Origin of the sequence: Neobacillus oceani (assembly GCF_046237595.1) — a bacterium.
Classification (GTDB): Bacteria; Bacillota; Bacilli; order Bacillales; family Cytobacillaceae; genus Bacillus_D; species Bacillus_D oceani.
This window is the reverse complement of the sequence record NZ_CP143543.1, coordinates 137,829-159,597: the sequence shown is the minus strand read 5'-3', so window position 1 is coordinate 159,597 and position 21,769 is coordinate 137,829. Positions and strand designations below refer to the sequence as shown.

33 protein-coding genes are annotated in these 21,769 nt (G+C 47.2%); all 33 read right to left on the bottom strand.

The genetic code is table 11. The annotated features are described in order from the left end of the window. Positions 1-9 precede the first annotated feature (9 nt). The 33 genes from rpmJ to rpoC all read right to left on the bottom strand — a co-directional run bounded on the left by rpmJ (position 10) and on the right by rpoC (position 21,662). Positions 10-123: a 50S ribosomal protein L36 gene (gene rpmJ / locus V1499_RS00870; protein ID WP_000868344.1), complete on the bottom strand. Its 114-nt coding sequence runs from the start codon at positions 121-123 to the stop codon at positions 10-12. Between the two features lie 37 nt (positions 124-160). Next, positions 161-379, bottom strand: coding sequence for a translation initiation factor IF-1 (gene infA / locus V1499_RS00865; RefSeq protein ID WP_048823029.1), 219 nt, complete (start codon positions 377-379; stop codon positions 161-163). Beyond that, the gene (locus tag V1499_RS00860) at positions 372-707 is read right to left on the bottom strand and encodes an RNA-binding protein (protein ID WP_409273071.1); all 336 of its coding nucleotides are present in this window, start codon (positions 705-707) and stop codon (positions 372-374) included. Before V1499_RS00860 ends, infA begins: the two co-directional genes overlap by 8 nt. Continuing rightward, entirely contained in the window at positions 685-1,431 is a 747-nt protein-coding gene (gene map, locus V1499_RS00855; RefSeq protein WP_409273070.1) for a type I methionyl aminopeptidase, read from the bottom strand. The genes V1499_RS00860 and map overlap by 23 nt, the downstream gene beginning before the upstream one ends. Continuing rightward, positions 1,431-2,081 (bottom strand): adenylate kinase, encoded by a 651-nt coding sequence (locus V1499_RS00850; protein WP_409273068.1) that lies wholly within the window; start codon positions 2,079-2,081, stop codon positions 1,431-1,433. The genes map and V1499_RS00850 overlap by 1 nt, the downstream gene beginning before the upstream one ends. Before the next feature lie 59 nt (positions 2,082-2,140). After that, positions 2,141-3,436, bottom strand: coding sequence for a preprotein translocase subunit SecY (gene secY, locus V1499_RS00845; RefSeq protein WP_316572546.1), 1,296 nt, complete (start codon positions 3,434-3,436; stop codon positions 2,141-2,143). Further along, positions 3,436-3,876, bottom strand: coding sequence for a 50S ribosomal protein L15 (gene rplO / locus V1499_RS00840; RefSeq protein ID WP_053364786.1), 441 nt, complete (start codon positions 3,874-3,876; stop codon positions 3,436-3,438). The genes secY and rplO overlap by 1 nt, the downstream gene beginning before the upstream one ends. 31 nt (positions 3,877-3,907) lie before the next feature. Then, complete coding sequence (gene rpmD / locus V1499_RS00835) at positions 3,908-4,090, bottom strand: 50S ribosomal protein L30 (RefSeq protein ID WP_059174140.1); 183 nt, start codon at positions 4,088-4,090, stop codon at positions 3,908-3,910. A 14-nt stretch (positions 4,091-4,104) separates the two neighbouring features. Beyond that, positions 4,105-4,605 (bottom strand): 30S ribosomal protein S5, encoded by a 501-nt coding sequence (rpsE, locus tag V1499_RS00830; protein ID WP_115453974.1) that lies wholly within the window; start codon positions 4,603-4,605, stop codon positions 4,105-4,107. 24 nt (positions 4,606-4,629) lie between these two features. Beyond that, positions 4,630-4,992 carry a 50S ribosomal protein L18 gene (gene rplR / locus V1499_RS00825; protein WP_409273065.1) on the bottom strand — a complete coding sequence of 121 codons (363 nt, stop codon included), beginning with the start codon at positions 4,990-4,992 and terminating at the stop codon, positions 4,630-4,632. A gap of 32 nt (positions 4,993-5,024) precedes the next feature. Then, positions 5,025-5,561: a 50S ribosomal protein L6 gene (gene rplF, locus V1499_RS00820; protein ID WP_409273064.1), complete on the bottom strand. Its 537-nt coding sequence runs from the start codon at positions 5,559-5,561 to the stop codon at positions 5,025-5,027. A gap of 31 nt (positions 5,562-5,592) precedes the next feature. Continuing rightward, on the bottom strand, positions 5,593-5,991 hold the full coding sequence (rpsH, locus tag V1499_RS00815) for a 30S ribosomal protein S8 (RefSeq protein WP_409273062.1): 399 nt from the start codon (positions 5,989-5,991) through the stop codon (positions 5,593-5,595). 29 nt (positions 5,992-6,020) lie between these two features. Continuing rightward, entirely contained in the window at positions 6,021-6,206 is a 186-nt protein-coding gene (gene rpsN, locus V1499_RS00810; protein ID WP_009499044.1) for a 30S ribosomal protein S14, read from the bottom strand. Positions 6,207-6,230: 24 nt separating this feature from the next. Next, on the bottom strand, positions 6,231-6,770 hold the full coding sequence (gene rplE / locus V1499_RS00805) for a 50S ribosomal protein L5 (RefSeq protein ID WP_115453970.1): 540 nt from the start codon (positions 6,768-6,770) through the stop codon (positions 6,231-6,233). A gap of 25 nt (positions 6,771-6,795) precedes the next feature. Further along, positions 6,796-7,101: a 50S ribosomal protein L24 gene (gene rplX, locus V1499_RS00800; RefSeq protein ID WP_316572543.1), complete on the bottom strand. Its 306-nt coding sequence runs from the start codon at positions 7,099-7,101 to the stop codon at positions 6,796-6,798. A gap of 54 nt (positions 7,102-7,155) precedes the next feature. Next, on the bottom strand, positions 7,156-7,524 hold the full coding sequence (gene rplN / locus V1499_RS00795; protein ID WP_409273060.1) for a 50S ribosomal protein L14: 369 nt from the start codon (positions 7,522-7,524) through the stop codon (positions 7,156-7,158). Between the two features lie 39 nt (positions 7,525-7,563). Continuing rightward, complete coding sequence (gene rpsQ, locus V1499_RS00790) at positions 7,564-7,827, bottom strand: 30S ribosomal protein S17 (RefSeq protein ID WP_316572541.1); 264 nt, start codon at positions 7,825-7,827, stop codon at positions 7,564-7,566. A 19-nt stretch (positions 7,828-7,846) separates the two neighbouring features. Continuing rightward, a complete protein-coding gene (gene rpmC, locus V1499_RS00785; RefSeq protein ID WP_043931561.1) occupies positions 7,847-8,050 on the bottom strand; it encodes a 50S ribosomal protein L29 in 204 nt (67 codons plus the stop codon). Beyond that, positions 8,040-8,474 (bottom strand): 50S ribosomal protein L16, encoded by a 435-nt coding sequence (gene rplP / locus V1499_RS00780; protein ID WP_048823015.1) that lies wholly within the window; start codon positions 8,472-8,474, stop codon positions 8,040-8,042. Before rplP ends, rpmC begins: the two co-directional genes overlap by 11 nt. A 2-nt stretch (positions 8,475-8,476) precedes the next feature. Beyond that, entirely contained in the window at positions 8,477-9,133 is a 657-nt protein-coding gene (gene rpsC, locus V1499_RS00775) for a 30S ribosomal protein S3 (protein ID WP_316572540.1), read from the bottom strand. 3 nt (positions 9,134-9,136) lie between these two features. Then, the gene (rplV, locus tag V1499_RS00770) at positions 9,137-9,478 is read right to left on the bottom strand and encodes a 50S ribosomal protein L22 (protein WP_043931564.1); all 342 of its coding nucleotides are present in this window, start codon (positions 9,476-9,478) and stop codon (positions 9,137-9,139) included. Positions 9,479-9,498: 20 nt separating this feature from the next. Further along, on the bottom strand, positions 9,499-9,774 hold the full coding sequence (gene rpsS, locus V1499_RS00765; RefSeq protein ID WP_316572539.1) for a 30S ribosomal protein S19: 276 nt from the start codon (positions 9,772-9,774) through the stop codon (positions 9,499-9,501). A gap of 60 nt (positions 9,775-9,834) precedes the next feature. Further along, positions 9,835-10,665 carry a 50S ribosomal protein L2 gene (gene rplB / locus V1499_RS00760; protein ID WP_409273057.1) on the bottom strand — a complete coding sequence of 277 codons (831 nt, stop codon included), beginning with the start codon at positions 10,663-10,665 and terminating at the stop codon, positions 9,835-9,837. 28 nt (positions 10,666-10,693) lie between these two features. Further along, positions 10,694-10,978: a 50S ribosomal protein L23 gene (gene rplW, locus V1499_RS00755; RefSeq protein ID WP_053364771.1), complete on the bottom strand. Its 285-nt coding sequence runs from the start codon at positions 10,976-10,978 to the stop codon at positions 10,694-10,696. Next, positions 10,978-11,601 (bottom strand): 50S ribosomal protein L4, encoded by a 624-nt coding sequence (rplD, locus tag V1499_RS00750; protein WP_409273055.1) that lies wholly within the window; start codon positions 11,599-11,601, stop codon positions 10,978-10,980. The genes rplW and rplD overlap by 1 nt, the downstream gene beginning before the upstream one ends. Positions 11,602-11,629: 28 nt before the next feature. Further along, positions 11,630-12,256, bottom strand: coding sequence for a 50S ribosomal protein L3 (rplC, locus tag V1499_RS00745; protein WP_409273053.1), 627 nt, complete (start codon positions 12,254-12,256; stop codon positions 11,630-11,632). Positions 12,257-12,292: 36 nt separating this feature from the next. Beyond that, on the bottom strand, positions 12,293-12,601 hold the full coding sequence (gene rpsJ / locus V1499_RS00740; protein WP_053368705.1) for a 30S ribosomal protein S10: 309 nt from the start codon (positions 12,599-12,601) through the stop codon (positions 12,293-12,295). Between the two features lie 471 nt (positions 12,602-13,072). Beyond that, positions 13,073-14,260, bottom strand: coding sequence for an elongation factor Tu (gene tuf / locus V1499_RS00735; RefSeq protein WP_409273051.1), 1,188 nt, complete (start codon positions 14,258-14,260; stop codon positions 13,073-13,075). A 115-nt stretch (positions 14,261-14,375) separates the two neighbouring features. Beyond that, positions 14,376-16,457: an elongation factor G gene (gene fusA / locus V1499_RS00730; RefSeq protein ID WP_409273049.1), complete on the bottom strand. Its 2,082-nt coding sequence runs from the start codon at positions 16,455-16,457 to the stop codon at positions 14,376-14,378. Positions 16,458-16,610: 153 nt separating this feature from the next. Further along, positions 16,611-17,081, bottom strand: a complete 471-nt coding sequence (rpsG, locus tag V1499_RS00725) for a 30S ribosomal protein S7 (protein WP_053364766.1) — start codon at positions 17,079-17,081, stop codon at positions 16,611-16,613. A 44-nt stretch (positions 17,082-17,125) separates the two neighbouring features. Then, complete coding sequence (rpsL, locus tag V1499_RS00720) at positions 17,126-17,548, bottom strand: 30S ribosomal protein S12 (protein WP_316572533.1); 423 nt, start codon at positions 17,546-17,548, stop codon at positions 17,126-17,128. A gap of 100 nt (positions 17,549-17,648) precedes the next feature. After that, positions 17,649-17,897, bottom strand: coding sequence for a 50S ribosomal protein L7ae-like protein (locus tag V1499_RS00715; RefSeq protein ID WP_409273047.1), 249 nt, complete (start codon positions 17,895-17,897; stop codon positions 17,649-17,651). Positions 17,898-18,068: 171 nt separating this feature from the next. Next, positions 18,069-21,662: a DNA-directed RNA polymerase subunit beta' gene (gene rpoC / locus V1499_RS00710; RefSeq protein ID WP_409273045.1), complete on the bottom strand. Its 3,594-nt coding sequence runs from the start codon at positions 21,660-21,662 to the stop codon at positions 18,069-18,071. Positions 21,663-21,769 lie beyond the last annotated feature (107 nt).

Below are 21,769 nucleotides of genomic sequence, written 5' to 3'. Positions count from 1 at the left end.
CCTTTATTTTTAACCTTGTTTTTGTTTATGTTTAGGGTTTTCACAAATAACCATAACTTTTCCGCGTCTACGGATAACTTTGCACTTTTCGCAGATCGGTTTTACAGATGGTCTGACTTTCATTATCCTAACCTCCTTAGCAGTACGGAGTGCAATCGGCTTATTTGAAGCGGTAGGTAATCCTGCCGCGAGTTAAGTCGTATGGGGATAGCTCCACTGTTACTTTATCGCCAGGCAGAATCCTGATGAAGTGCATACGGATCTTGCCTGATACGTGGGCAAGGATCGTATGGCCATTTTCCAATTCTACCTTAAACATGGCGTTTGGCAAAGTTTCAATTACCTTGCCTTCAATTTCAATTACATCATCTTTAGCCATCGAATTCGTCTCCCTTCTCTTCATCTGTCAGGCGTTCGTTTAAAAACCTTGTAAGTGCGAAGCGCAGCTTTCCGTTCGTCACGCTGCCTGTTTCCATGATACTGTCATAAACTTCCGGAGCTATGCGGTCCACCAGTTGGAGATGACGGAGATTCTTCCTCTTTGGGCGGTTGTTTTTTAGCTTCCCACCGTCAGCGACAAGAACAGAAAGTTCATCAGCCAACTTTATAATTATAACATACTGGCCTGCGCCGCGTCCGCTTTTAACAAGAGCGATTTGACCGGGAACAGGGCCGCGAGTTTCATCACAGTTTTGTGAGAATTTCAAAGCCTTCCTCCGTAATGGCAATCGTATGTTCAAAATGGGCGCAGTTTTTGCTATCAGCAGTTACAACTGTCCAGTTGTCAGCCAGTGTTTTTACATACCGGCTGCCCGCATTTACCATCGGTTCAATTGCCAGTACCATGCCAGGCCTGAGCCGAGGGCCTTTGTTTGGCGGTCCGTAATGCGGAACATGTGGTTCCTCATGTAAGTCTTGCCCCACACCGTGGCCTACATACTCGCGCACGACCGAAAAACCGTTTTCTTCAACATACACCTGAATTGCATGCGAGATATTCGTGAGACGTTCGCCTGGCTTAGCCTCTTCCAGCCCTTTATACAGGGACTGTTCCGTCACTTCCAACAGACGGGCAGTTTCCCCGTCTACTTCGCCGACCGGATAGGTCCAGGCCGAGTCACCGTGATAGCCGTTGTATTTGGCTCCGATATCGATGCTGATGATATCCCCTTCTTTTAAAATGCGGCCTCCGGGAATGCCGTGCACCAGCTCCTCATTAACTGAAGCGCAGATACTGCCGGTAAAACCATTGTAGCCTTTAAAAGAAGGAATTGCATCGTGCTTCCGGATTACTTGTTCTGCAATGCGGTCCAGTTCTTTTGTGGTAATCCCCGGAACTATATGTTTCTTTAGTTCTTCATGAGTCAATGCCACGATCCTGCCCGCTTCTCGCATGATTTTCAGCTCACGGGGCGTTTTGCAAATGATCATTACTCCAAGCCCCCAAGCAATGCCTGGATGTCAGCGAAAACCTCGGAGATTTCACGTTGCCCATCGATATTGCGCAAGTACCCTTTTTCAATGTAAAAATCAAGCAATGGCTTCGATTGTTTCATGTTGACGTCAAGTCTGTTCTGGACGGTTTCGGCGTTGTCGTCCGCCCTTTGGTACAATTCACCGCCACAGCGATTGCACACTCCCTCAACTGCGGGAGGATTGAAAACAAGATGGTAGGTTGCACCGCAATTTTTGCAGATGCGGCGTCCTGTCAGGCGTTCCATCAAAATAGACTTGTCAACATCGATATTTAGGACAAAGTCAATTTTTTTGTTAAGCTCATCCAGTATGCTTTCAAGTGCTTCAGCTTGCGGAACTGTCCTTGGGAACCCGTCGAGAAGGAAGCCCTTTTCACAGTCTTCCTTGCTTAGCCTTTCTCGTACGATGCCAATCGTCACTTCATCCGGGACAAGCGCCCCTTCATCCATATATGCCTTTGCTTTCAGCCCCAATTCCGTACCTTCTTTCATTGCTGCACGGAACATATCTCCGGTTGAGATATGGGGGATTCCATACTGTTCTACGATTTTTTCTGCCTGAGTGCCTTTACCGGCACCAGGTAGACCCATTAATACTAAGTTCATGCAATTACCCCCTCGGGGATTATGTGGTTTTAGGGAACGTAGCGTCCCCAAAACCAACCTTACTTGATAAAGCCTTTGTAATGGCGTTTGACCAACTGGGCTTCAAGTTGTTTCATTGTTTCAAGCGCGACGCCGACAACAATCAGCAGGCTTGTTCCGCCAATTTGTGCTGACTGCGGCAGGTTTGCCACTTCAATGAAAACAATTGGAAGGACAGCGATCACTGACAGGAATATCGCTCCGACAAATGTCAGACGATAGAGCACGCGCGTAAAGTATTCCTGTGTTGGCTTTCCTGGCCGGATACCAGGGATATAGCCGCTCTGCTTCTGCAGGTTTTCGGCTGCCTGTTCCGGATTCACCTGGATAAACGCATAGAAATACGTAAACGCGATGATCAATCCTGCATATAGCACCATCCCAATAGGATGGTTATAATCGAATACTCTCGTTATCCAAAGAGTCACGTCATTCGTTGGGAAGAATTGAGCGATTGTCCTTGGAGTAATGATGAATGATACTGCAAAAATGACCGGGATAACCCCTGCTGCGTTCACTTTCAAAGGCATGTGGGTGGACTGGCCGCCAACCGGCGTACGTCCCGCAGTCATCCTTTTTGCGTATTGGATCGGGATTTTTCTAACTGCCTGTTGGATAAAAATTACCCCAACAACAATGGCGATAACAGCCAGAACAATAAGCAGCACTGTCAAGATGCGGATGAACAAATCGTCACCTACGTCTTGGAACTGCTGAATATAAATTTGGTTGACAGTAGTCGGAATTCCGGATGCAATTCCTGCGAAGATGATGATTGAGATCCCGTTACCGACACCTTTTGCCGTGATTTGCTCACCGAGCCACATTAGAAAGGCTGTACCAGCGGTCAGGACTGTCGCGATCAGCAAGTACGTTCCGATTCCAGAGCTTTCAATCAACTGGCCTTGGGCCATGTTGTTAAACCCGTAGGACATGCCTAATGCCTGGATAAATCCAAGCACAATTGTGAAATAACGGGTAAATTGGGCAAGCTTTCTTCTTCCCGCATCTCCCTGCTTTGACCACTCGGTGAACTTCGGCACAACATCCATCTGCAAAAGCTGGATGATGATCGAAGCAGTGATATAAGGCATAATGCCCATCGCAAGGATGGAGAAGTTTTGCAAGGCCCCGCCGCCAAATGTATTCAGCACGCCGAATACACTGAACTGGTCCTGGGCTTTAAGAATATCAGCATTGACATTTGGAACCGGAATAAAAGTTCCGATACGGAAGATGACTAACATCAAAAGGGTGAATAGAATTTTGTTCCTTATTTCACCCACGCGCATAAAATTGGAGATTGTCCGGAACATTAGATCACCTCAGTGTTTCCACCGGCAGCTTCGATTGCTTCCTTGGCAGCAGAGGAAAATTTATGAGCTTTTACAGTCAACTTTTTCTCAACGTTTCCTTTTGCAAGAATCTTGATTCCTGCTTTTTCGTTCTTAACCAAGCCTGCTTCGATTAGAAGTTCTGGAGTAACTTCTGTACCGTCTTCAAAGCTGTTCAGGACATCAAGGTTTACAATCGCATACTCCTTGCGGTTGATGTTTGTAAAACCGCGTTTTGGCAAACGGCGGAATAAAGGCGTTTGACCACCTTCAAAACCCACGCGCACACCGCCACCGGAACGGGCTTGTTGACCCTTGTGGCCCTTACCTGCAGTTTTTCCGTTGCCGGATCCGATACCGCGGCCTTTACGCTTGCGGTCTTTGCGGGAGCCTTCTGCTGGCATTAATTCATGAAGTTTCATTTGGGCACCTCCTTAAGAAAGTATGAATCGTTTATTGTTCTTTAACCGAAACAAGGTGGGCAACCTTATTGATCATTCCGCGGATAGCCGCGTTGTCCTGTTGCTCTACTGTTTGGTTCACTTTTCGCAAGCCGAGAGCCTTAACTGTTTCGCGCTGGTCCTGTGGACGGCCGATCACGCTTTTAGTGAGGGTAATTTGCAATTTGTTAGCCATTTGATTTCCCTCCCTTATCCTAACAGTTCTTCTACTGATTTTCCGCGCAGTTTCGCAACATCTTCGGCACGCTTAAGCTGCTTGATGCCGTCAATTGTAGCGCGAACTACGTTGATTGGCGTATTTGTTCCAAGCGATTTAGAAAGAATGTCGGAAATTCCGGCAAGCTCAAGTACCGCACGGACAGGGCCGCCAGCGATAACTCCTGTACCTTCATATGCAGGTTTCAGAAGAATTTCACCAGCCCCGAAACGGCCGATAACCTGATGTGGAATAGTCGTTCCAACCATCGGCACGGAAACCAGATTTTTCTTTGCATCTTCAATTGCTTTACGGATCGCATCAGGAACTTCCTGTGCTTTACCTGTGCCAAAGCCGACATGGCCATTTTTATCTCCTACTACGACAAGAGCAGTGAAACGGAAACGGCGTCCGCCTTTAACAACCTTAGCAACACGGTTGACCGTAACTACGCGTTCTTCAAGTTCAAGTTTGTTTGGATCAATGCGACGCATCTTTGTGTGTCCCTCCTTTGTCTATTAAAATTGCAAGCCGTTCTCGCGGGCAGCATCAGCAAGAGCCTGGACGCGGCCATGGTAGAGGTACCCTCCGCGGTCGAAGACTACTGAAGTGATGCCTTTTTCGACTGCACGCTTTGCAATAAGTTCTCCAACTTTTTGCGCAGCTTCTTTGTTTCCGGAAACTTCCGATCCGAAATCTTTATCCATCGTCGAAGCACTCGCCAGAGTAACTCCGTTCACATCGTCGATTAACTGAGCGTAAATGTGTTTGCTGGAACGAAACACATTCAGACGCGGACGGGCAGCTGTTCCGCTAAGCTTTGAACGCACGCGTGCATGTCTTTTCTTACGGCTCACGTTTTTATCAAGCTTCGTAATCATTTACGTCACTCCTTTCGTATTACTATGCGGCATTACTTACCTTTTTTACCTTCCTTACGGCGGACAACTTCGCCTTCATAGCGAATCCCTTTGCCTTTGTAAGGCTCTGGAGGACGGACGCCACGGATGTTCGCAGCAAGCGCTCCAACACGTTCTTTGTCGTAGCCTCTAACAATTACCTTTGTATTTGCAGGCACTTCGATTTCAAGTCCCTTTTCAGGCTCGATTTCAACCGGGTGGGAATATCCAACGTTAAGTACAAGCTTGTTGCCCTGCTTGGAAGCACGGTAACCAACCCCTACTAGCTCAAGGCCTTTTTCAAAGCCTTTGGATACACCTTCAACCATGTTGGCGAGTACAGCGCGTGTTGTGCCATGCAATGCACGGATTTCCTTTACATCGGAAGGGCGTGTAATCGTAACAGCATTATCTTCTACGAGGATGCTGATTTCAGGGCTGAAAGAACGAACCAACTCGCCTTTCGGTCCCTTAACTGTAACAGTGTTTTTATCTAGAGTAACCGTAACTCCTGCTGGAATTTCGATTGGTTTTTTTCCTATGCGAGACATTTAGTGCACCTCCATTCATTCAGAAACTTTCTTACCAGATGTATGCTAATACTTCTCCGCCGATTTGCTTTGCACGGGCTTCTTTATCAGTAACGACACCCTGTGAAGTTGAAACAAGGGCGATTCCAAGGCCGTTCAGTACGCGAGGCACTTCTGTTGATTTTGCATAAACACGAAGGCCAGGCTTGGAAATCCTTTTAAGGCCAGTGATAACGCGCTCGTTGTTTGCACCGTACTTAAGGAAGATACGGATGATGCCTTGCTTATTGTCTTCAATCAGCTCAACATCACGGACGAAACCTTCACGCTTAAGGATATCAGCGATTTCTTTTTTGATATTGGAAGCAGGTACTTCCAGCTTTTCATGGCGAACCATGTTCGCATTACGGATGCGGGTAAGCATATCTGCAATTGGATCTGTCATGACCATTATTTTTACCTCCTTCCCAGACTTGGGTTTTACCAGCTAGCTTTTTTCACACCAGGAATCTGGCCTTTGTATGCTAATTCACGGAAACAAATACGGCAAAGCTTAAATTTGCGGTATACAGAGTGTGGACGGCCACAGCGTTCGCAGCGGGTATACTCTTGCACCTTATATTTAGGCGTGCGTTTTTGCTTCGCAATCATTGACTTTTTAGCCACGTTTTCGCCTCCCTTATTTATAGATTACTTCTGGAACGGCATTCCAAACTGAGTTAAAAGCTCACGTGCTTCTTCATCAGTGTTGGCTGTCGTAACAATAACGATATCCATACCACGGACTTTGCTTACTTTATCGTAATCAATTTCAGGGAAGATCAATTGTTCTTTCACACCAAGAGTGTAGTTGCCGCGGCCGTCGAATGCTTTCTTGGAAATTCCGCGGAAGTCGCGCACCCGTGGCAGAGAGACTGAAATTAATTTGTCAAGGAACTCGTACATACGCTCACCGCGCAAAGTGACTTTCGCTCCGATTGGCATGCCTTCACGAAGGCGGAAGCCCGCGATTGACTTTTTCGCGCGAGTAACGACCGGCTTTTGGCCAGTAATGCTTGTCAGTTCTTCAACAGCATTGTCCAGGGCTTTTGCGTTTGCGACTGCATCGCCAACACCCATGTTCACAACGATTTTTTCTACTTTAGGAACCTGCATAACAGATTTATAGTTAAACTTGCTCACTAGAGCAGGAGTGATTTCTTTTACATACTTTTCCTTTAGGCGGTTCATCTATTGTACCTCCCTTCTTCATGAACTATTTATCTAATACTTCACCGGATTTTGTTACGCGTACTTTTTTACCGTCAACAATTTTGTAGCCAACACGGCTAGGCTTTCCGGACTTGTCGATAGGCATAACGTTTGATACGTGTACAGGTGCTTCCTGGCTGCTAATGCCGCCCTGGGGATTCGCCTGGGAAGGTTTTGAATGCTTCTTGACGATATTAACTCCCTCTACGAGGACACGGTTTTGCTTCGGATATGCTTCCAGGATTGTTCCTGTCTTGCCTTTATCCTTGCCAGAGATGACCATTACTTTGTCACCTTTTTTTACATGCATCTGTGCGCACCTCCTTAAAGGCATTTATGATTGGTTTGTTGCAAGTACTGCTAATTAAAGTACTTCTGGAGCAAGGGAAATGATCTTCATGAAGTTGCTGTCGCGCAATTCGCGTGCAACCGGTCCGAAAATACGGGTTCCGCGCGGGCTCTTGTCATCACGAATAATGACACATGCGTTTTCGTCAAACTTAATGTAAGTTCCGTCTGTACGGCGCGCACCGCTCTTAGTCCGTACGATAACTGCTTTAACAATGTCACCTTTTTTAACAACGCCACCTGGTGTTGCTTGTTTCACTGTGCAGACGATCACATCGCCAATGCCGGCAGTTTTGCGGCCAGAGCCACCAAGCACTTTAATTGTCAGAACTTCACGAGCACCAGAGTTGTCAGCAACTTTTAAACGTGTTTCCTGTTGAATCATGCGTGTAACCTCCCTTCGGATGAAAGCTTATCCGAACAATTAAATAATAACTGCTTTTTCAACCACTTCAACAAGGCGGAAGCGTTTTGTAGCCGAAAGCGGGCGAGTTTCCATAATGCGGACAATATCACCGATTTTGGCTTGGTTTTGCTCATCATGCGCCTTAAACTTTTTAGAGTATTTAACGCGTTTACCATAAAGAGGATGCTTTTTGTGTGTCTCGACAAGAACAGTAACGGTCTTATCCATTTTGTCAGAAACAACGCGTCCGGTGTAAACTTTGCGTTGGTTGCGTTCGCTCATTTGGCGGACCTCCTCTCAATTATCGATTGTTAACGCCGATTTCTCTTTCACGGACAACAGTTTTCATGCGGGCGATTGACTTGCGCACTTCCCTGATGCGGGCAGTGTTTTCAAGCTGTCCAGTCGCCAATTGAAAGCGAAGGTTGAAGAGTTCTTCTTTTAATGACTTGACTTTTTGTTCTAGTTCGGCAGTGGTAAGGTCACGAAGTTCATTAGCTTTCATTTGATTCACCACCAATTTCTTCACGTTTTACGAATTTGCATTTAACTGGAAGCTTGTGTGCTGCAAGGCGGAGGGCCTCACGTGCGATTTCTTCAGATACGCCGGCAATTTCAAACATGATCTTACCAGGCTTTACAACTGCTACCCAGCCTTCCGGAGAACCTTTACCGGAACCCATCCGTACTTCAAGTGGCTTTGCAGTATATGGCTTGTGCGGGAAAATTTTAATCCAAACTTTACCGCCACGTTTCATGTAACGAGTCATCGCGATACGGGCAGATTCGATTTGGCGGTTTGTGATCCAGGAGGCTTCAGTTGCCTGCAAACCGAATTCACCGAAAGTTACTTCAGTTCCGCCTTTTGCTTGACCGCGCATTTTTCCACGGTGTACACGGCGGTATTTTACACGCTTAGGCAATAACATGATTATTTGCCTCCTTCCTCAGATTTCTTCTTCGTTGGAAGGACTTCACCCTTATAAATCCATACTTTTACGCCTAGCTTGCCGTAAGTAGTATCAGCTTCTGCAGTTGCATAGTCGATGTCTGCACGAAGTGTATGAAGGGGAACAGTTCCTTCGCTGTAGTGTTCAGAACGGGCGATATCTGCACCGCCAAGACGGCCTGATACCATTGTTTTGATACCTTTCGCACCTGCGCGCATTGCACGTTGGATAACCTGCTTTTGGGCACGGCGGAATGATACACGGTTTTCCAACTGACGAGCGATGTTTTCAGCAACAAGCTTGGCATCGATGTCAGCCTTTTTGATTTCAAGGATATTAATGTGGACACGCTTGCCAGTAAGCTGGTTCAACGCTTTGCGGAGCGCTTCAACTTCTGTACCGCCTTTACCGATTACCATACCTGGCTTAGCAGTGTGTACAGTAACGTTAACACGGTTAGCAGCGCGTTCGATTTCAACTTTGGATACAGATGCGTCTTTCAGGCGCTTCTGGATGTATTCACGAACTTTAATGTCTTCATGAAGAAGATCTGCAAAGTCTTTGCCTGCGTACCATTTGGATTCCCAATCACGGATGATACCGATACGCAAACCGACTGGATTTACTTTTTGACCCACTAATTATCCCTCCTTCTTTTCTGATAGAACGATTGTAATGTGGCTAGTGCGCTTGTTGATTGCGCTGGCACGGCCTTGCGCACGTGGGCGGAAACGCTTCAGTGTCGGACCTTCGTCAACGAATGCCTGCTCAACCACAAGATTGTTAACGTCCATTTCATAATTGTGTTCTGCGTTAGCCATAGCAGACTTCAATACTTTTTCAACGATTGGAGAAGCAGCCTTCGGAGTCAAAGTTAAAATGGCTACCGCTTCGCCAACTTGCTTTCCTCGAATTAAATCTACGACTAAACGAGCTTTACGAGGAGCAATACGGACTGTTCTTGCAACAGCTTTAGCTTGCATGATGTGATGCCCTCCTCTCATTAACGTCTTGTTTTCTTATCGTCATTGCCATGGCCTTTATAAGCGCGTGTTGGAGCGAATTCTCCTAGCTTGTGGCCTACCATGTCTTCAGTGATATAGACCGGCACATGTTTGCGTCCATCGTACACAGCGATTGTGTGGCCGATGAATTGTGGGAATATTGTTGAACGGCGTGACCAAGTTTTAATTACATGCTTGCTGTCAGCACCAAGGCTTTCGACCTTTTTCAATAAATGATCATCAACAAAAGGTCCTTTTTTCAAACTGCGACCCATGTGGGTACCTCCCTTCGAGACCGTTCTACGGTTCGTTTTTTGAACCGTAGTTCAATCACGTTATTTTTTACGGCGTCGTACAATGAATTTATCGGACTTGTTCTTCTTTTTGCGTGTTTTGCGTCCAAGAGTTGGCTTGCCCCATGGTGATACTGGTGATTTGCGTCCAATTGGGGAACGTCCTTCACCACCACCGTGCGGGTGATCGTTCGGGTTCATAACAGATCCGCGGACAGTTGGGCGCTTGCCTAACCAGCGGGAACGTCCTGCTTTACCGATGTTGATCAGTTCGTGCTGCTCGTTTCCAACTTGGCCGATGGAAGCACGGCATGTCGCAAGGATCATGCGGACTTCACCAGAAGTCAAACGAACCAGTACGTATTTGCCTTCCTTACCAAGAACCTGTGCAGATGTACCTGCGGAACGAACCAATTGTCCGCCTTTACCAGGCTTAAGCTCGATGTTGTGGACAACTGTACCAACCGGGATGTTCGCAAGTGGAAGTGCGTTCCCTGTTTTGATATCAGCTTCTGGGCCGGACATTACTTCCATGCCAACCTTAAGGTTTTTAGGAGCAAGGATGTAACGCTTTTCCCCATCCACATAATTGATTAGTGCAATGTTTGCTGAACGGTTTGGATCATATTCGATAGTGGCAACGCGTCCTGGAATGCCATCTTTGTCGCGCTTAAAGTCGATTAGACGGTATTGACGCTTGTGGCCGCCACCTTGATGACGAACAGTTAACTTACCTTGGTTGTTACGGCCGCCCTTTTTTGTCAGCGGAGCCAACAAAGACTTCTCTGGGGTGCTAGTTGTGATTTCCGCGAAATCAGAAACTGTCATGCCGCGACGACCGTTAGAGGTAGGTTTGTACTTTTTAATCGCCATTTCTATTCCCTCCTCTTCTAGTTAAATTCTAGGATTCAAAAATTTCGATTTCTTTGCTGTCGGCAGTCAGCTTAACAATAGCCTTGCGGCGTTTGTTCGTATATCCGCCAAACTTGCCCATGCGCTTGAATTTACCTTTGTAGTTCATGATGTTTACTTTCTCAACATCAACGCCAAAGATTTTTTCAACAGCGTCTTTTACTTGCGTTTTATTGGCTCTTACGTCAACTTCGAACGTGTATTTCTTTTCAGCCATCAAATCAGTAGAACGTTCGGTGATAACGGGGCGCTTAATGACATCGCGTGCATCCATTATGCGAGCACCTCCTCTACTTTTTCAACCGCTGCTTTGGTGATGATCAGCTTGTCATGGTTAAGGACATCCACGACACTGATGCCGTTGGCTGCTACTACTGTAACGCCAGGAATGTTCCTTGCAGACAATGCGACGTTTTCATCAAGGTCAGCAGTTACAACAAGTGCTTTCTTTTCTACGGAAAGTCCTTTTAGGACATTTACGAAATCTTTTGTTTTTGGCGCTTCGAAAGCAAGGCTTTCAAGTACCACGATATTTTCTTCAAGTACCTTTGTAGAAAGAGCTGACTTAATTGCTAGCCTGCGTACTTTCCTTGGCAATTTGTAGCTGTAGCTGCGTGGTACTGGTCCGAAAACTGTACCGCCGCCTTTCCATTGTGGAGAACGGATGGAACCTTGGCGCGCACGGCCTGTTCCTTTTTGTCTCCACGGCTTGCGTCCGCCGCCGGCTACTTCAGAACGAATTTTTGTTTTGTGTGTTCCCTGGCGCATTGAAGCCCTTTGCATCAAAATAGCTTCGAAAAGCACATGCTGGTTTGGCTCAATACCGAAAACTGTATCATTAAGTTCGATTTCCCCAACTTGGGAACCGTTTTGGTTAAACAATGCTACTTTAGGCATTCCTTTGTTCCTCCTTTCTTAAGAAGTCCTATGCTTTTACCGCACTTTTAATTTTAATCATTGCTTTTCTAGCTCCAGGCACATTGCCTTTTACAAGAAGCAAATTGCGTTCAGTATCTACTTTTACAATTTCAAGGTTTTGAACTGTAACTACTTCTCCACCCATGCGTCCTGGCAATGCTTTGCCTTTGAATACGCGGTTCGGGGCAACTGGTCCCATGGAACCTGGACGGCGATGGTAGCGGGAACCGTGAGCCATTGGGCCGCGGGATTGTCCGTGGCGCTTGATAGAGCCTTGGAATCCTTTCCCTTTCGATACTCCGGTAACATCAACGATGTCGCCTTCTGCAAAAATATCAACTTTGACTTCCTGACCAACTTCATATGCTGCCAAGTCTACTCCGCGGAATTCGCGAATGAAGCGCTTAGGAGCAGTATTCGCTTTAGCGACATGCCCTTTTTCAGGCTTATTGGCAAGCTTTTCACGTTTGTCTTCGAAACCGATCTGAACAGCTTCATAACCGTCATTTTCAATCGTCTTCTTTTGAAGGACAACGTTGGCAGCTGCCTGAATAACTGTTACAGGGATTAAATCACCGTTCTCAGCAAATACTTGAGTCATACCAATCTTTCTTCCTAAGATTCCTTTGGTCATTCGTCACACCTCCTGAATAATATTATTTATAATGGTTTATAGTTTGATTTCGATGTCGACGCCGGATGGCAGGTCTAAGCGCATAAGTGAATCAACTGTTTGTGGAGTTGGGTTCACAATGTCGATTAGACGCTTGTGTGTACGCATCTCGAATTGCTCACGGGAATCCTTGTACTTGTGGACCGCACGAAGGATCGTGTAAACCGTCTTTTCAGTTGGAAGCGGAATTGGGCCAGACACTGCGGCACCAGAACGCTTGGCTGTTTCAACGATTTTCTCTGCAGACTGATCCAGAATCCTGTGATCATACGCTTTTAATCGGATACGAATTTTTTGTTTTGCCATTATTTTTCCCTCCTTTTCGCCTATTTTAAAAATAGACATTCTCCGTGAAAATCTCCTGCACACTCGCCATGGCAAAGCGGCCGGGTGTGTCAGCAACCTCTCACATCATCGCAGTCAAAGACCAACATTGTCTATTATACACAAAACACCGCCCGAACGCAATAACATTCATGGGTTTTTTATGTTTCGCACACTTGTACTATTATAGCGGCATCATACAGTGATTGCAATGTTTTCTTTCATTTTTATGTCTGTTGAGAAACTGCATGCTTTTTTAGTATTTTTGTGCCTTTACCTTCAATGTACATTACTATAGAAGAAACTCGATTTTTGTCAGCAGACCAATGCCGTATCTTTAAGCAGAATGTGTTTCCCTCTAAAAAAGTTGCGATAAATCCTCATTCTACGACGGGGCACTCAAAATCAAAAAAGCGGATGGGTCGTCACCCATCCGCTTTTGATCAAGAACAATTATTCAACGATAGAAGCAACAACGCCAGCGCCTACTGTACGGCCGCCTTCACGAATAGAGAACTTAGTTCCTTCTTCGATCGCAACTGGAGCGATAAGCTCAACTGACATTTCGATGTTGTCGCCAGGCATAACCATTTCTACGCCTTCTGGAAGGTTACAGATACCTGTAATGTCAGAAGTACGGAAATAGAATTGTGGACGGTAGTTAGAGAAGAATGGAGTATGGCGTCCACCTTCTTCTTTGGACAAAACGTACACTTCAGCTTTGAACTTTGTGTGCGGAGTGATGGACTTTGGCTTAGCCAAAACTTGTCCACGCTCGATGTCTTCACGGGCTACGCCACGAAGAAGTGCACCGATGTTATCTCCAGCTTCTGCATAGTCAAGAAGCTTACGGAACATTTCTACACCTGTTACAGTTGTAGATTTTGGCTCTTCAGTGAAACCAACGATTTCAACAACGTCACCAACTTTAACTTGTCCGCGCTCTACGCGTCCAGTAGCAACTGTTCCACGGCCAGTGATGGAGAAAACGTCCTCAACAGGCATCATGAATGGCTTCTCAGTGTCACGAGCTGGATTTGGAATGTAGCTGTCAACAGCATCCATAAGCTCGATGATTTTTGCTTCCCAATTTGCATCGCCTTCAAGAGCTTTTAGAGCAGAACCTTTGATAACTGGTGTGTCATCGCCAGGGAACTCATATTCAGATAGAAGGTCACGGATTTCCATTTCAACCAGTTCAAGTAGTTCTTCGTCGTCTACCATGTCGCACTTGTTCATGAATACAACAAGGTAAGGTACGCCTACCTGACGGGAAAGAAGGATATGCTCGCGAGTTTGCGGCATTGGACCGTCAGTTGCGGATACTACAAGGATACCGCCGTCCATTTGAGCAGCGCCAGTGATCATGTTTTTAACATAGTCAGCGTGTCCTGGGCAGTCAACGTGCGCATAGTGGCGGTTAGCAGTTTCATACTCAACGTGAGAAGTTGAGATTGTGATTCCACGCTCTTTTTCTTCTGGAGCGTTGTCGATTTGATCATAACCGCGCGCTTCCCCTCCGCCTGCTTTTGCAAGGACAGTTGTGATTGCTGCAGTCAAAGTAGTTTTACCATGGTCAACGTGACCGATTGTTCCAATGTTAACGTGTGGCTTGGAACGGTCGAATTTAGCTTTACCCATTAGGATTTCCTCCTTTAATTTGAAAAAGTTAAGTATTATTTGGGGCTGAGTACGGCAAGCCATACTCAGCCTATGCTTACATAGTAGTTATACTTGATTGGATGGTGAAAATCAATTATTCACCTTTATTTTTTTTGATGATTTCTTCAGAGATCGATTTTGGTACTTCTTCATAGTGGTCAAAGTGCATGGAGAACACTCCACGTCCCTGTGTGCCAGAACGAAGGGCAGTTGCATAACCGAACATTTCTGAAAGTGGAACCATCGCACGGACTACCTGTGCATTTCCTCTTGCATCCATACCTTCAACGCGGCCTCGGCGGGCAGTGATTTGTCCCATGATATCGCCAAGATATTCTTCAGGGATAACTACCTCAACCCTCATGATCGGCTCAAGGATAACCGGATTACATTTCGAAGCAGCATTCTTAAGCGCCATGGAAGCGGCAATTTTAAACGCCATTTCGGAAGAGTCAACGTCATGGTAAGATCCGTCGAAAAGCCTTGCCTTGATATCTACCAGCGGATAACCGGCTAGTACGCCTCTTTCAAGAGCGTCTTCGAGGCCAGCCTGTACTGCAGGGATGTATTCCCGAGGAACGACACCGCCCACGATTCCGTTTTCGAATTCAAAGCCTTTTCCTTCTTCGTTTGGAGAGAATTCAATCCAAACGTGTCCGTATTGTCCGCGTCCACCGGATTGACGGGCAAATTTCCCTTCAACCTGCGCGGAGCCACGGAATGTTTCGCGGTATGCAACTTGTGGTGCACCCACGTTTGCTTCTACCTTGAATTCACGGCGCATCCGGTCAATCAAGACATCCAAGTGAAGCTCACCCATACCAGCGATAATAACCTGTCCAGTTTCCTGGTCAGTATGCGCGCGGAATGTAGGGTCCTCTTCCTGGAGCTTTTGCAACGCAGTTGCCATTTTGTCCTGGTCTGCTTTTGACTTAGGCTCAACAGAAAGCTGAATAACAGGCTCAGGGAACTTCATGGACTCAAGAATGACAGGATTCTTTTCATCACATAGCGTATCTCCTGTAGTGGTATCCTTCAGGCCTACTGCAGCAGCGATGTCTCCAGCATATACCTTAGAGATTTCTTGGCGGCTGTTCGCATGCATTTGCAGGATTCGTCCAATCCGTTCACGCTTTCCTTTAGTAGAGTTCTGGACATAGGATCCAGATTCCAAAGTACCGGAATATACACGGAAGAACGTCAGTTTACCAACATAAGGATCCGTCATAACCTTGAACGCAAGAGCCGCGAATGGCTCCTCGTCACTTGAGTGCTTTTCGATAATTTCATCTTCCGCACCAGGAGCATGTCCATTGATTGCAGCAACATCAGTAGGAGCTGGAAGATAGTCGATTACCGCATCAAGCATTAATTGAACACCCTTGTTTTTAAATGCAGTTCCGCAAAGAACAGGGTAGAATTCAACAGAAAGTGTGCCCTTACGGATGGCAGCTTTGATTTCTTCATTCGTAAGCTCTTCTCCGCCAAGGTATTTTTCCATGAGTTCTTCGTCAAGCTCGGCAACCGCTTCAATTAACTTTTCGCGATATTCTTCTGCCTGCGCAAGGTACTCTTCTGGAATTTCACGGACTTCAATGTCAGTTCCAAGATCATTGCCGTAGAAAGTAGCTTTCATTTCTACAAGGTCAATGATGCCTTCGAATTGGTCTTCTGCACCAATCGGAAGTTGGATTGGATGTGCATTTGCTTGTAGGCGGTCACGCAAGGTGCTTACGGAGTAAAGGAAATCCGCACCGATCTTATCCATTTTGTTAACGAATACGATCCTCGGAACACCATAGGTAGTGGCCTGGCGCCATACAGTTTCAGTTTGTGGCTCAACGCCGGATTGGGCATCAAGAACAGTAACCGCACCATCTAGTACACGCAGTGAACGTTCTACCTCTACTGTGAAGTCTACGTGCCCTGGCGTGTCAATGATGTTTACGCGGTGGTTCTTCCATGATGCAGTTGTCGCAGCGGAAGTGATTGTGATCCCGCGCTCTTGCTCCTGCTCCATCCAGTCCATCTGGGCTGCACCCTCGTGAGTTTCGCCAAGTTTATGAATACGTCCCGTATAGTACAGGATACGTTCAGTGGTGGTTGTTTTCCCCGCATCAATATGGGCCATGATGCCGATATTACGAGTTTTTTCTAAGGAGAACTCTCTTGCCATTGGGTCTTTCTCCTTCCTTGTATGAGTGTTTAGAGATCCTTCGGCAGCTATGTAGCAACCGTACCTGAGGCCGGGAAGTTAGCCCGGCCAAGTATGGTTCTATATAGCTCGTCTGGTTTAAGGACCCATTGCGGGTGCTTAAACGAATTTATTTTACCAACGGTAATGTGCGAATGCTTTGTTGGCTTCAGCCATTTTATGTGTGTCTTCACGCTTCTTGACAGATGCGCCAGTGTTGTTTGCTGCATCAAGGATTTCGTTGGCAAGACGCTGTTCCATAGTCTTTTCGCCACGAAGCCTTGCGTAGTTCACCAACCAGCGTAGTCCAAGTGTAGTGCGTCGGTCTGGGCGCACCTCAACTGGAACCTGGTAGTTCGCACCACCAACACGGCGTGCTCTTACTTCAAGTACAGGCATGATATTCTTTAGCGCGGCATCGAAAACTTCCATCGGTTCTTTTCCTGAACGTTCACGGATGATATCGAATGCATTATAAAGAATTGCCTGGGATGTACCTCTCTTACCGTCGATCATCATTTTGTTGATCAGGCGGGTAACTAGCTTCGAATTGTAAAGCGGATCTGGCAAAACGTCTCTTTTTGCAACAGGACCTTTACGAGGCATATTTTTTCCTCCTTTCAGAAAATCTTCTATTTAGGGTTCAATGATTATTTTTTAGGTGCTTTTGGACGCTTGGTGCCGTATTTTGAACGGCCTTGCATACGGTTGTTTACGCCAGCTGTATCAAGGGCGCCACGTACAATGTGGTAACGAACACCCGGTAAGTCTTTTACACGGCCGCCACGGATAAGAACAACACTGTGCTCTTGAAGGTTGTGGCCAATACCAGGGATGTAGGCAGTTACCTCGATTCCGTTCGTCAAACGCACACGAGCATATTTACGGAGCGCTGAGTTCGGTTTCTTTGGAGTCATCGTACCAACACGGGTGCAAACACCGCGTTTTTGTGGAGATGATACGTTTGTTTGTGATTTTTTGAAGCTGTTGTAACCTTTGTTAAGCGCAGGGGACTTCGAAGTTTCCTCAACGGATTTACGAGGCTTGCGCACTAATTGGTTAATTGTAGGCATGTTTTTTCCTCCCTTCACGACTTTTGTAGACCCACACATCCAGGTGGTTCTTTTTTAGGCAAAAACAAAGTTCTTGCAGCAGCATCTGCAAAAACAGTTTTCAACGGATTATTGCGACAGCAGAAGTTCCAACTTTAACGCCGCTGGCTTTGCCGAGTTTTTTCATCGAATCGACCCGCAGCACGGGTATGCCGTGTCTTCCGGCCGCTTCAACGGCTGCTTCCGTTAGTTTCGGATCAGCATCCTCCGCGATAACCAGTTCATCGGCGGTACCTTCTTCAAGCGCTCTGACTGCCTGTTTTGTTCCTATCATGAGTTTCCTCGCCTGCAAAACTTTTTCATAAGACATCGTTCATATCCTCCAAAGTTACAGGTGAATAGGAGCACCTTTGCTATATTACCATCATAAAAAATGGATGTCAACTAATCTTGCTAATTTTTTTCAAAAAATAAATCTTTAAAAACGGCACCAGGCTGGTTACTGGTGCCGTCTTTGAAAATAAGGAGGCGCTTTGCCCTCTTATTCGATTGTAATACTTTCTTCTTCCTCCTGGGTCACCGGCTCCGCCTTGCGGTAACGCTGCATACCTGTTCCTGCAGGGATGAGCTTTCCGATAATGACGTTTTCCTTCAGGCCGAGAAGCTCATCGCGCTTGCCTTTGATGGCCGCATCGGTAAGCACCCGTGTTGTTTCCTGGAAGGATGCCGCTGAAAGGAAGGAATCCGTTTCGAGTGAGGCCTTCGTGATACCCAGTAGGACCGGACGGCCTGTTGCCGGCATTTTGCCGTTCGACAATGCCTTTTCATTCGCATCGGTAAATTGATGGATATCAAGAAGCATGCCCGGAAGGACATCGGTTTCACCGGCATCGATGATCCTGATTTTACGGAGCATCTGGCGGACCATCACTTCGATGTGCTTGTCGCCGATTTCAACACCCTGCATCCGGTATACCTTTTGCACTTCACGCAGCAGGTATTCCTGTACATTGCCGACATCCGTTACCTTTAGAAGCTCTTTCGGATCGATCGATCCTTCAGTAAGGTCCTGGCCACGTTCAACTCTGTCGTTAACTTGGACTTTTAGTCTTGCCGTGTAAGGCGCTGTATAAGTCCGTGATTCGACTTCGCCCTGGATGACGATTTCCTGCTGGCGGTCACGCCCTTCGTTGATGCCGACTACGACACCCTCCAATTCGGAAATGACTGCCTGGCCCTTCGGATTCCGCGCTTCGAATAGTTCTTGGATACGCGGTAAACCTTGGGTGATATCGTCCCCTGCTACACCGCCCGTATGGAATGTACGCATCGTAAGCTGGGTTCCAGGTTCTCCAATGGATTGGGCAGCGATAATTCCGACTGCTTCGCCCACTTCGACTTCCTGGCCAGTTGCGAGGTTGCGGCCATAACATTTTTTACATACCCCGTGCCGCGTATTGCACGTAAACGCCGAGCGGATTTGTACTTCCTCTATGTCGGCTTTGGTAACTTCGACGGCTAGGTCTTCCGTTATGAGGCCGTTTTCTGGAACAATGATCTCCCCTGTATCAGGATGCTTGATATTCCTTCTTGCATAACGGCCGATCAAGCGTTCTTCGAGTGATTCAATGACCTCTGTGCCATCCTTCAATGCCCTGATCCTTAGCCCGCGGTCCGTTCCGCAATCGTCTTCCCTGACGATAACGTCCTGGGCAACGTCGACCAGGCGGCGTGTGAGGTAGCCCGAGTCAGCTGTTTTTAGCGCCGTATCGGCAAGACCTTTACGAGCACCGTGTGTGGAAATGAAGTATTCCAATACTGTCAGACCTTCACGGAAGGAAGATTTGATCGGCAATTCGATAATCCGCCCTGCCGGGTTGGCCATCATACCACGCATACCGGCAAGCTGGGTGAAGTTGGACGCGTTACCACGCGCTCCGGAATCACTCATCATGAAGATTGGGTTTGTCTTATTCAGGGACTGCATCAGCTTGCCCTGAATCGTATCCTTCGCCTGGCTCCAAATGGAGATGACACGGTCATAGCGTTCGTCTTCGGTAATCAAACCGCGCCTGAACTGCTTTTGCACATTGTCAACCCTGCTTTGTGCGTCGGCAAGGATTTCTTCTTTTTCACCGAGAACAACTATATCGGCTACCCCGACCGTAATCCCCGCCTTTGTCGAATACTTAAAGCCGAGATCCTTCATGCGGTCAAGCATTTTCGAAGTTTCAGTGATTTTGAAGCGCTTGAATACCTCAGCGATGATGTTTCCGAGGATTTTCTTTTTAAACGGCTCTACAAGCGGCATTTCCTTGATAAGCGCGCGAACATCGGCACCCTTTTCAACAAAGTACTTTTCCGGAGTTTTCACTTCGAGGTTGTGCTTTGTCGGTTCATTAATGTAAGGGAACGACTTCGGCAGGATCTCATTGAAAATAAGCTTTCCGACTGTTGTCATCAACAGCTGCTTGTTTTGCTCTTCGGTAAATGTTTCATTGTTAAGCGAGCCTGCGTGAACGGCAACGCGTGTATGCAAGTGGACATAGCCATTTTGGTAGGCGATGAGCGCTTCGTTTGTATCCTTGAAGACCATCCCTTCGCCGATCGTACCTTCGCGTTCCAATGTCAGGTAGTAGTTCCCCAATACCATGTCCTGGGACGGCGTTACGACCGGTTTGCCATCCTTAGGGTTAAGGATGTTCTGGGCCGCAAGCATCAAGAGGCGCGCTTCAGCTTGTGCCTCTGCAGAAAGCGGTACGTGCACAGCCATCTGGTCACCGTCAAAGTCCGCGTTGTATGCGGTACACACAAGAGGGTGAAGGCGAATCGCCCGTCCTTCGACAAGTGTCGGCTCAAATGCCTGGATGCCCAGCCTGTGTAGCGTCGGTGCGCGGTTCAGCAGGACAGGATGTTCACGGATGACTTCTTCGAGCACATCCCAGACTTCAGGCTGGACGCGTTCGATTTTCCGCTTGGCGGATTTAATGTTATGGGCGAGGCCCTTTTCAACAAGTTCCTTCATGACGAACGGCTTGAACAATTCCAGCGCCATTTCCTTAGGAAGGCCGCATTGATACATTTTCAGGTTCGGGCCAACGACAATAACCGAACGTCCTGAATAGTCAACACGTTTTCCAAGCAGGTTTTGGCGGAAACGTCCCTGTTTACCCTTCAACATATGGGAGAGGGACTTCAATGGGCGGTTCCCCGGCCCAGTTACAGGACGTCCACGGCGTCCGTTGTCAATCAGCGCATCGACTGCTTCCTGCAGCATGCGCTTTTCGTTTTGGACAATGATGCTTGGAGCGCCAAGGTCAAGCAGGCGCTTCAGGCGGTTGTTTCTGTTGATGACTCGGCGGTAAAGGTCGTTCAGGTCGGATGTGGCAAATCGGCCGCCATCCAGTTGGACCATCGGGCGTAGTTCCGGCGGGATTACAGGAAGAACATCCAGAACCATCCATGATGGCTCATTCCCCGATCCGCGGAATGCTTCCAGGACTTCAAGGCGCTTGATTGCGCGTGTGCGCCTTTGTCCTTGGGCTGTTTTCAATTCCTCTTTGAGGGACTCGGCCTCTTTATTAAGGTCAATGTCCTGAAGGAGTTTCCGGATTGCTTCGGCGCCCATGGAAGCCTGGAATTTATTGCCGTACTTTTCGCGGTATGCTCGGTACTCTTTTTCGGATAAAAGCTGTTTCTTTTCAAGGGCTGTATCCCCGGAATCTGTCACCACATAGGAAGCAAAATAGATGACTTCCTCAAGGGCGCGAGGGGACATATCAAGAACGAGCCCCATTCTGCTCGGAATTCCTTTGAAGTACCAAATATGGGAAACAGGTGCGGCAAGCTCGATATGGCCCATCCGTTCGCGGCGCACTTTTGCGCGTGTCACTTCAACACCGCATCGGTCACAGACGACTCCCTTATAGCGGACGCGCTTATACTTTCCGCAATGGCACTCCCAGTCCTTCGTAGGGCCAAAAATCCTTTCGCAGAAAAGGCCGTCTTTCTCTGGCTTTAATGTACGATAGTTGATTGTTTCCGGCTTCTTGACCTCACCGAAAGACCAGGAACGGATCTTATCCGGCGACGCAAGGCCGATTTTCATATACTCAAAATTATTAACATCCAGCAAGGGGCCTACCTCCCTTTTAATCTCCAGGTTTTACCCTGTAGCTGACATAACCGGCACCCAGACGCGCGTATGGCGCCCGAGTGGTTATGGTTAAAACCTGAAAAGCT

Bases quoted from the DNA above. Each gene is read 5' to 3' on its own strand.
- rplX (WP_316572543.1), bottom strand. From the start codon at position 7,101: ATGCATGTAAAAAAAGGTGACAAAGTAATGGTCATCTCTGGCAAGGAT.
- fusA (WP_409273049.1), bottom strand. From the start codon at position 16,457: ATGGCAAGAGAGTTCTCCTTAGAAAAAACTCGTAATATCGGCATCATG.
- rpsL (WP_316572533.1), bottom strand. From the start codon at position 17,548: ATGCCTACAATTAACCAATTAGTGCGCAAGCCTCGTAAATCCGTTGAG.
- rpmJ (WP_000868344.1), bottom strand. From the start codon at position 123: ATGAAAGTCAGACCATCTGTAAAACCGATCTGCGAAAAGTGCAAAGTT.
- rplF (WP_409273064.1), bottom strand. From the start codon at position 5,561: ATGTCTCGCATAGGAAAAAAACCAATCGAAATTCCAGCAGGAGTTACG.
- rpsE (WP_115453974.1), bottom strand. From the start codon at position 4,605: ATGCGTCGCATTGATCCAAACAAACTTGAACTTGAAGAACGCGTAGTT.
- secY (WP_316572546.1), bottom strand. From the start codon at position 3,436: ATGTTCCGGACAATCTCCAATTTTATGCGCGTGGGTGAAATAAGGAAC.
- infA (WP_048823029.1), bottom strand. From the start codon at position 379: ATGGCTAAAGATGATGTAATTGAAATTGAAGGCAAGGTAATTGAAACT.
- rpmC (WP_043931561.1), bottom strand. From the start codon at position 8,050: ATGAAAGCTAATGAACTTCGTGACCTTACCACTGCCGAACTAGAACAA.
- rplN (WP_409273060.1), bottom strand. From the start codon at position 7,524: ATGATTCAACAGGAAACACGTTTAAAAGTTGCTGACAACTCTGGTGCT.
- rpsJ (WP_053368705.1), bottom strand. From the start codon at position 12,601: ATGGCAAAACAAAAAATTCGTATCCGATTAAAAGCGTATGATCACAGG.
- rplR (WP_409273065.1), bottom strand. From the start codon at position 4,992: ATGATTACGAAGCTTGATAAAAACGTGAGCCGTAAGAAAAGACATGCA.
- V1499_RS00850 (WP_409273068.1), bottom strand. From the start codon at position 2,081: ATGAACTTAGTATTAATGGGTCTACCTGGTGCCGGTAAAGGCACTCAG.
- V1499_RS00715 (WP_409273047.1), bottom strand. From the start codon at position 17,897: ATGTCTTATGAAAAAGTTTTGCAGGCGAGGAAACTCATGATAGGAACA.
- rplP (WP_048823015.1), bottom strand. From the start codon at position 8,474: ATGTTATTGCCTAAGCGTGTAAAATACCGCCGTGTACACCGTGGAAAA.
- rpmD (WP_059174140.1), bottom strand. From the start codon at position 4,090: ATGGCTAACAAATTGCAAATTACCCTCACTAAAAGCGTGATCGGCCGT.
- rpsG (WP_053364766.1), bottom strand. From the start codon at position 17,081: ATGCCTCGTAAAGGTCCTGTTGCAAAAAGAGACGTTTTGCCAGATCCG.
- rplD (WP_409273055.1), bottom strand. From the start codon at position 11,601: ATGCCTAAAGTAGCATTGTTTAACCAAAACGGTTCCCAAGTTGGGGAA.
- tuf (WP_409273051.1), bottom strand. From the start codon at position 14,260: ATGGGTAAAGCTAAATTCGACCGTTCCAAGCCACACGTTAACATTGGA.
- rplW (WP_053364771.1), bottom strand. From the start codon at position 10,978: ATGGATGCACGCGATGTCATTAAGCGCCCCGTTATCACCGAACGTTCT.
- rpsS (WP_316572539.1), bottom strand. From the start codon at position 9,774: ATGGGTCGCAGTTTGAAAAAAGGACCTTTTGTTGATGATCATTTATTG.
- rplC (WP_409273053.1), bottom strand. From the start codon at position 12,256: ATGACCAAAGGAATCTTAGGAAGAAAGATTGGTATGACTCAAGTATTT.
- map (WP_409273070.1), bottom strand. From the start codon at position 1,431: ATGATCATTTGCAAAACGCCCCGTGAGCTGAAAATCATGCGAGAAGCG.
- rplV (WP_043931564.1), bottom strand. From the start codon at position 9,478: ATGCAAGCTAAAGCTGTTGCAAGAACAGTCCGTATTGCTCCTCGTAAA.
- rpsH (WP_409273062.1), bottom strand. From the start codon at position 5,991: ATGGTCATGACAGATCCAATTGCAGATATGCTTACCCGCATCCGTAAT.
- rplE (WP_115453970.1), bottom strand. From the start codon at position 6,770: ATGAACCGCCTAAAGGAAAAGTATGTAAAAGAAATCACTCCTGCTCTA.
- rplO (WP_053364786.1), bottom strand. From the start codon at position 3,876: ATGAAACTTCATGAATTAATGCCAGCAGAAGGCTCCCGCAAAGACCGC.
- rplB (WP_409273057.1), bottom strand. From the start codon at position 10,665: ATGGCGATTAAAAAGTACAAACCTACCTCTAACGGTCGTCGCGGCATG.
- rpsQ (WP_316572541.1), bottom strand. From the start codon at position 7,827: ATGAGCGAACGCAACCAACGCAAAGTTTACACCGGACGCGTTGTTTCT.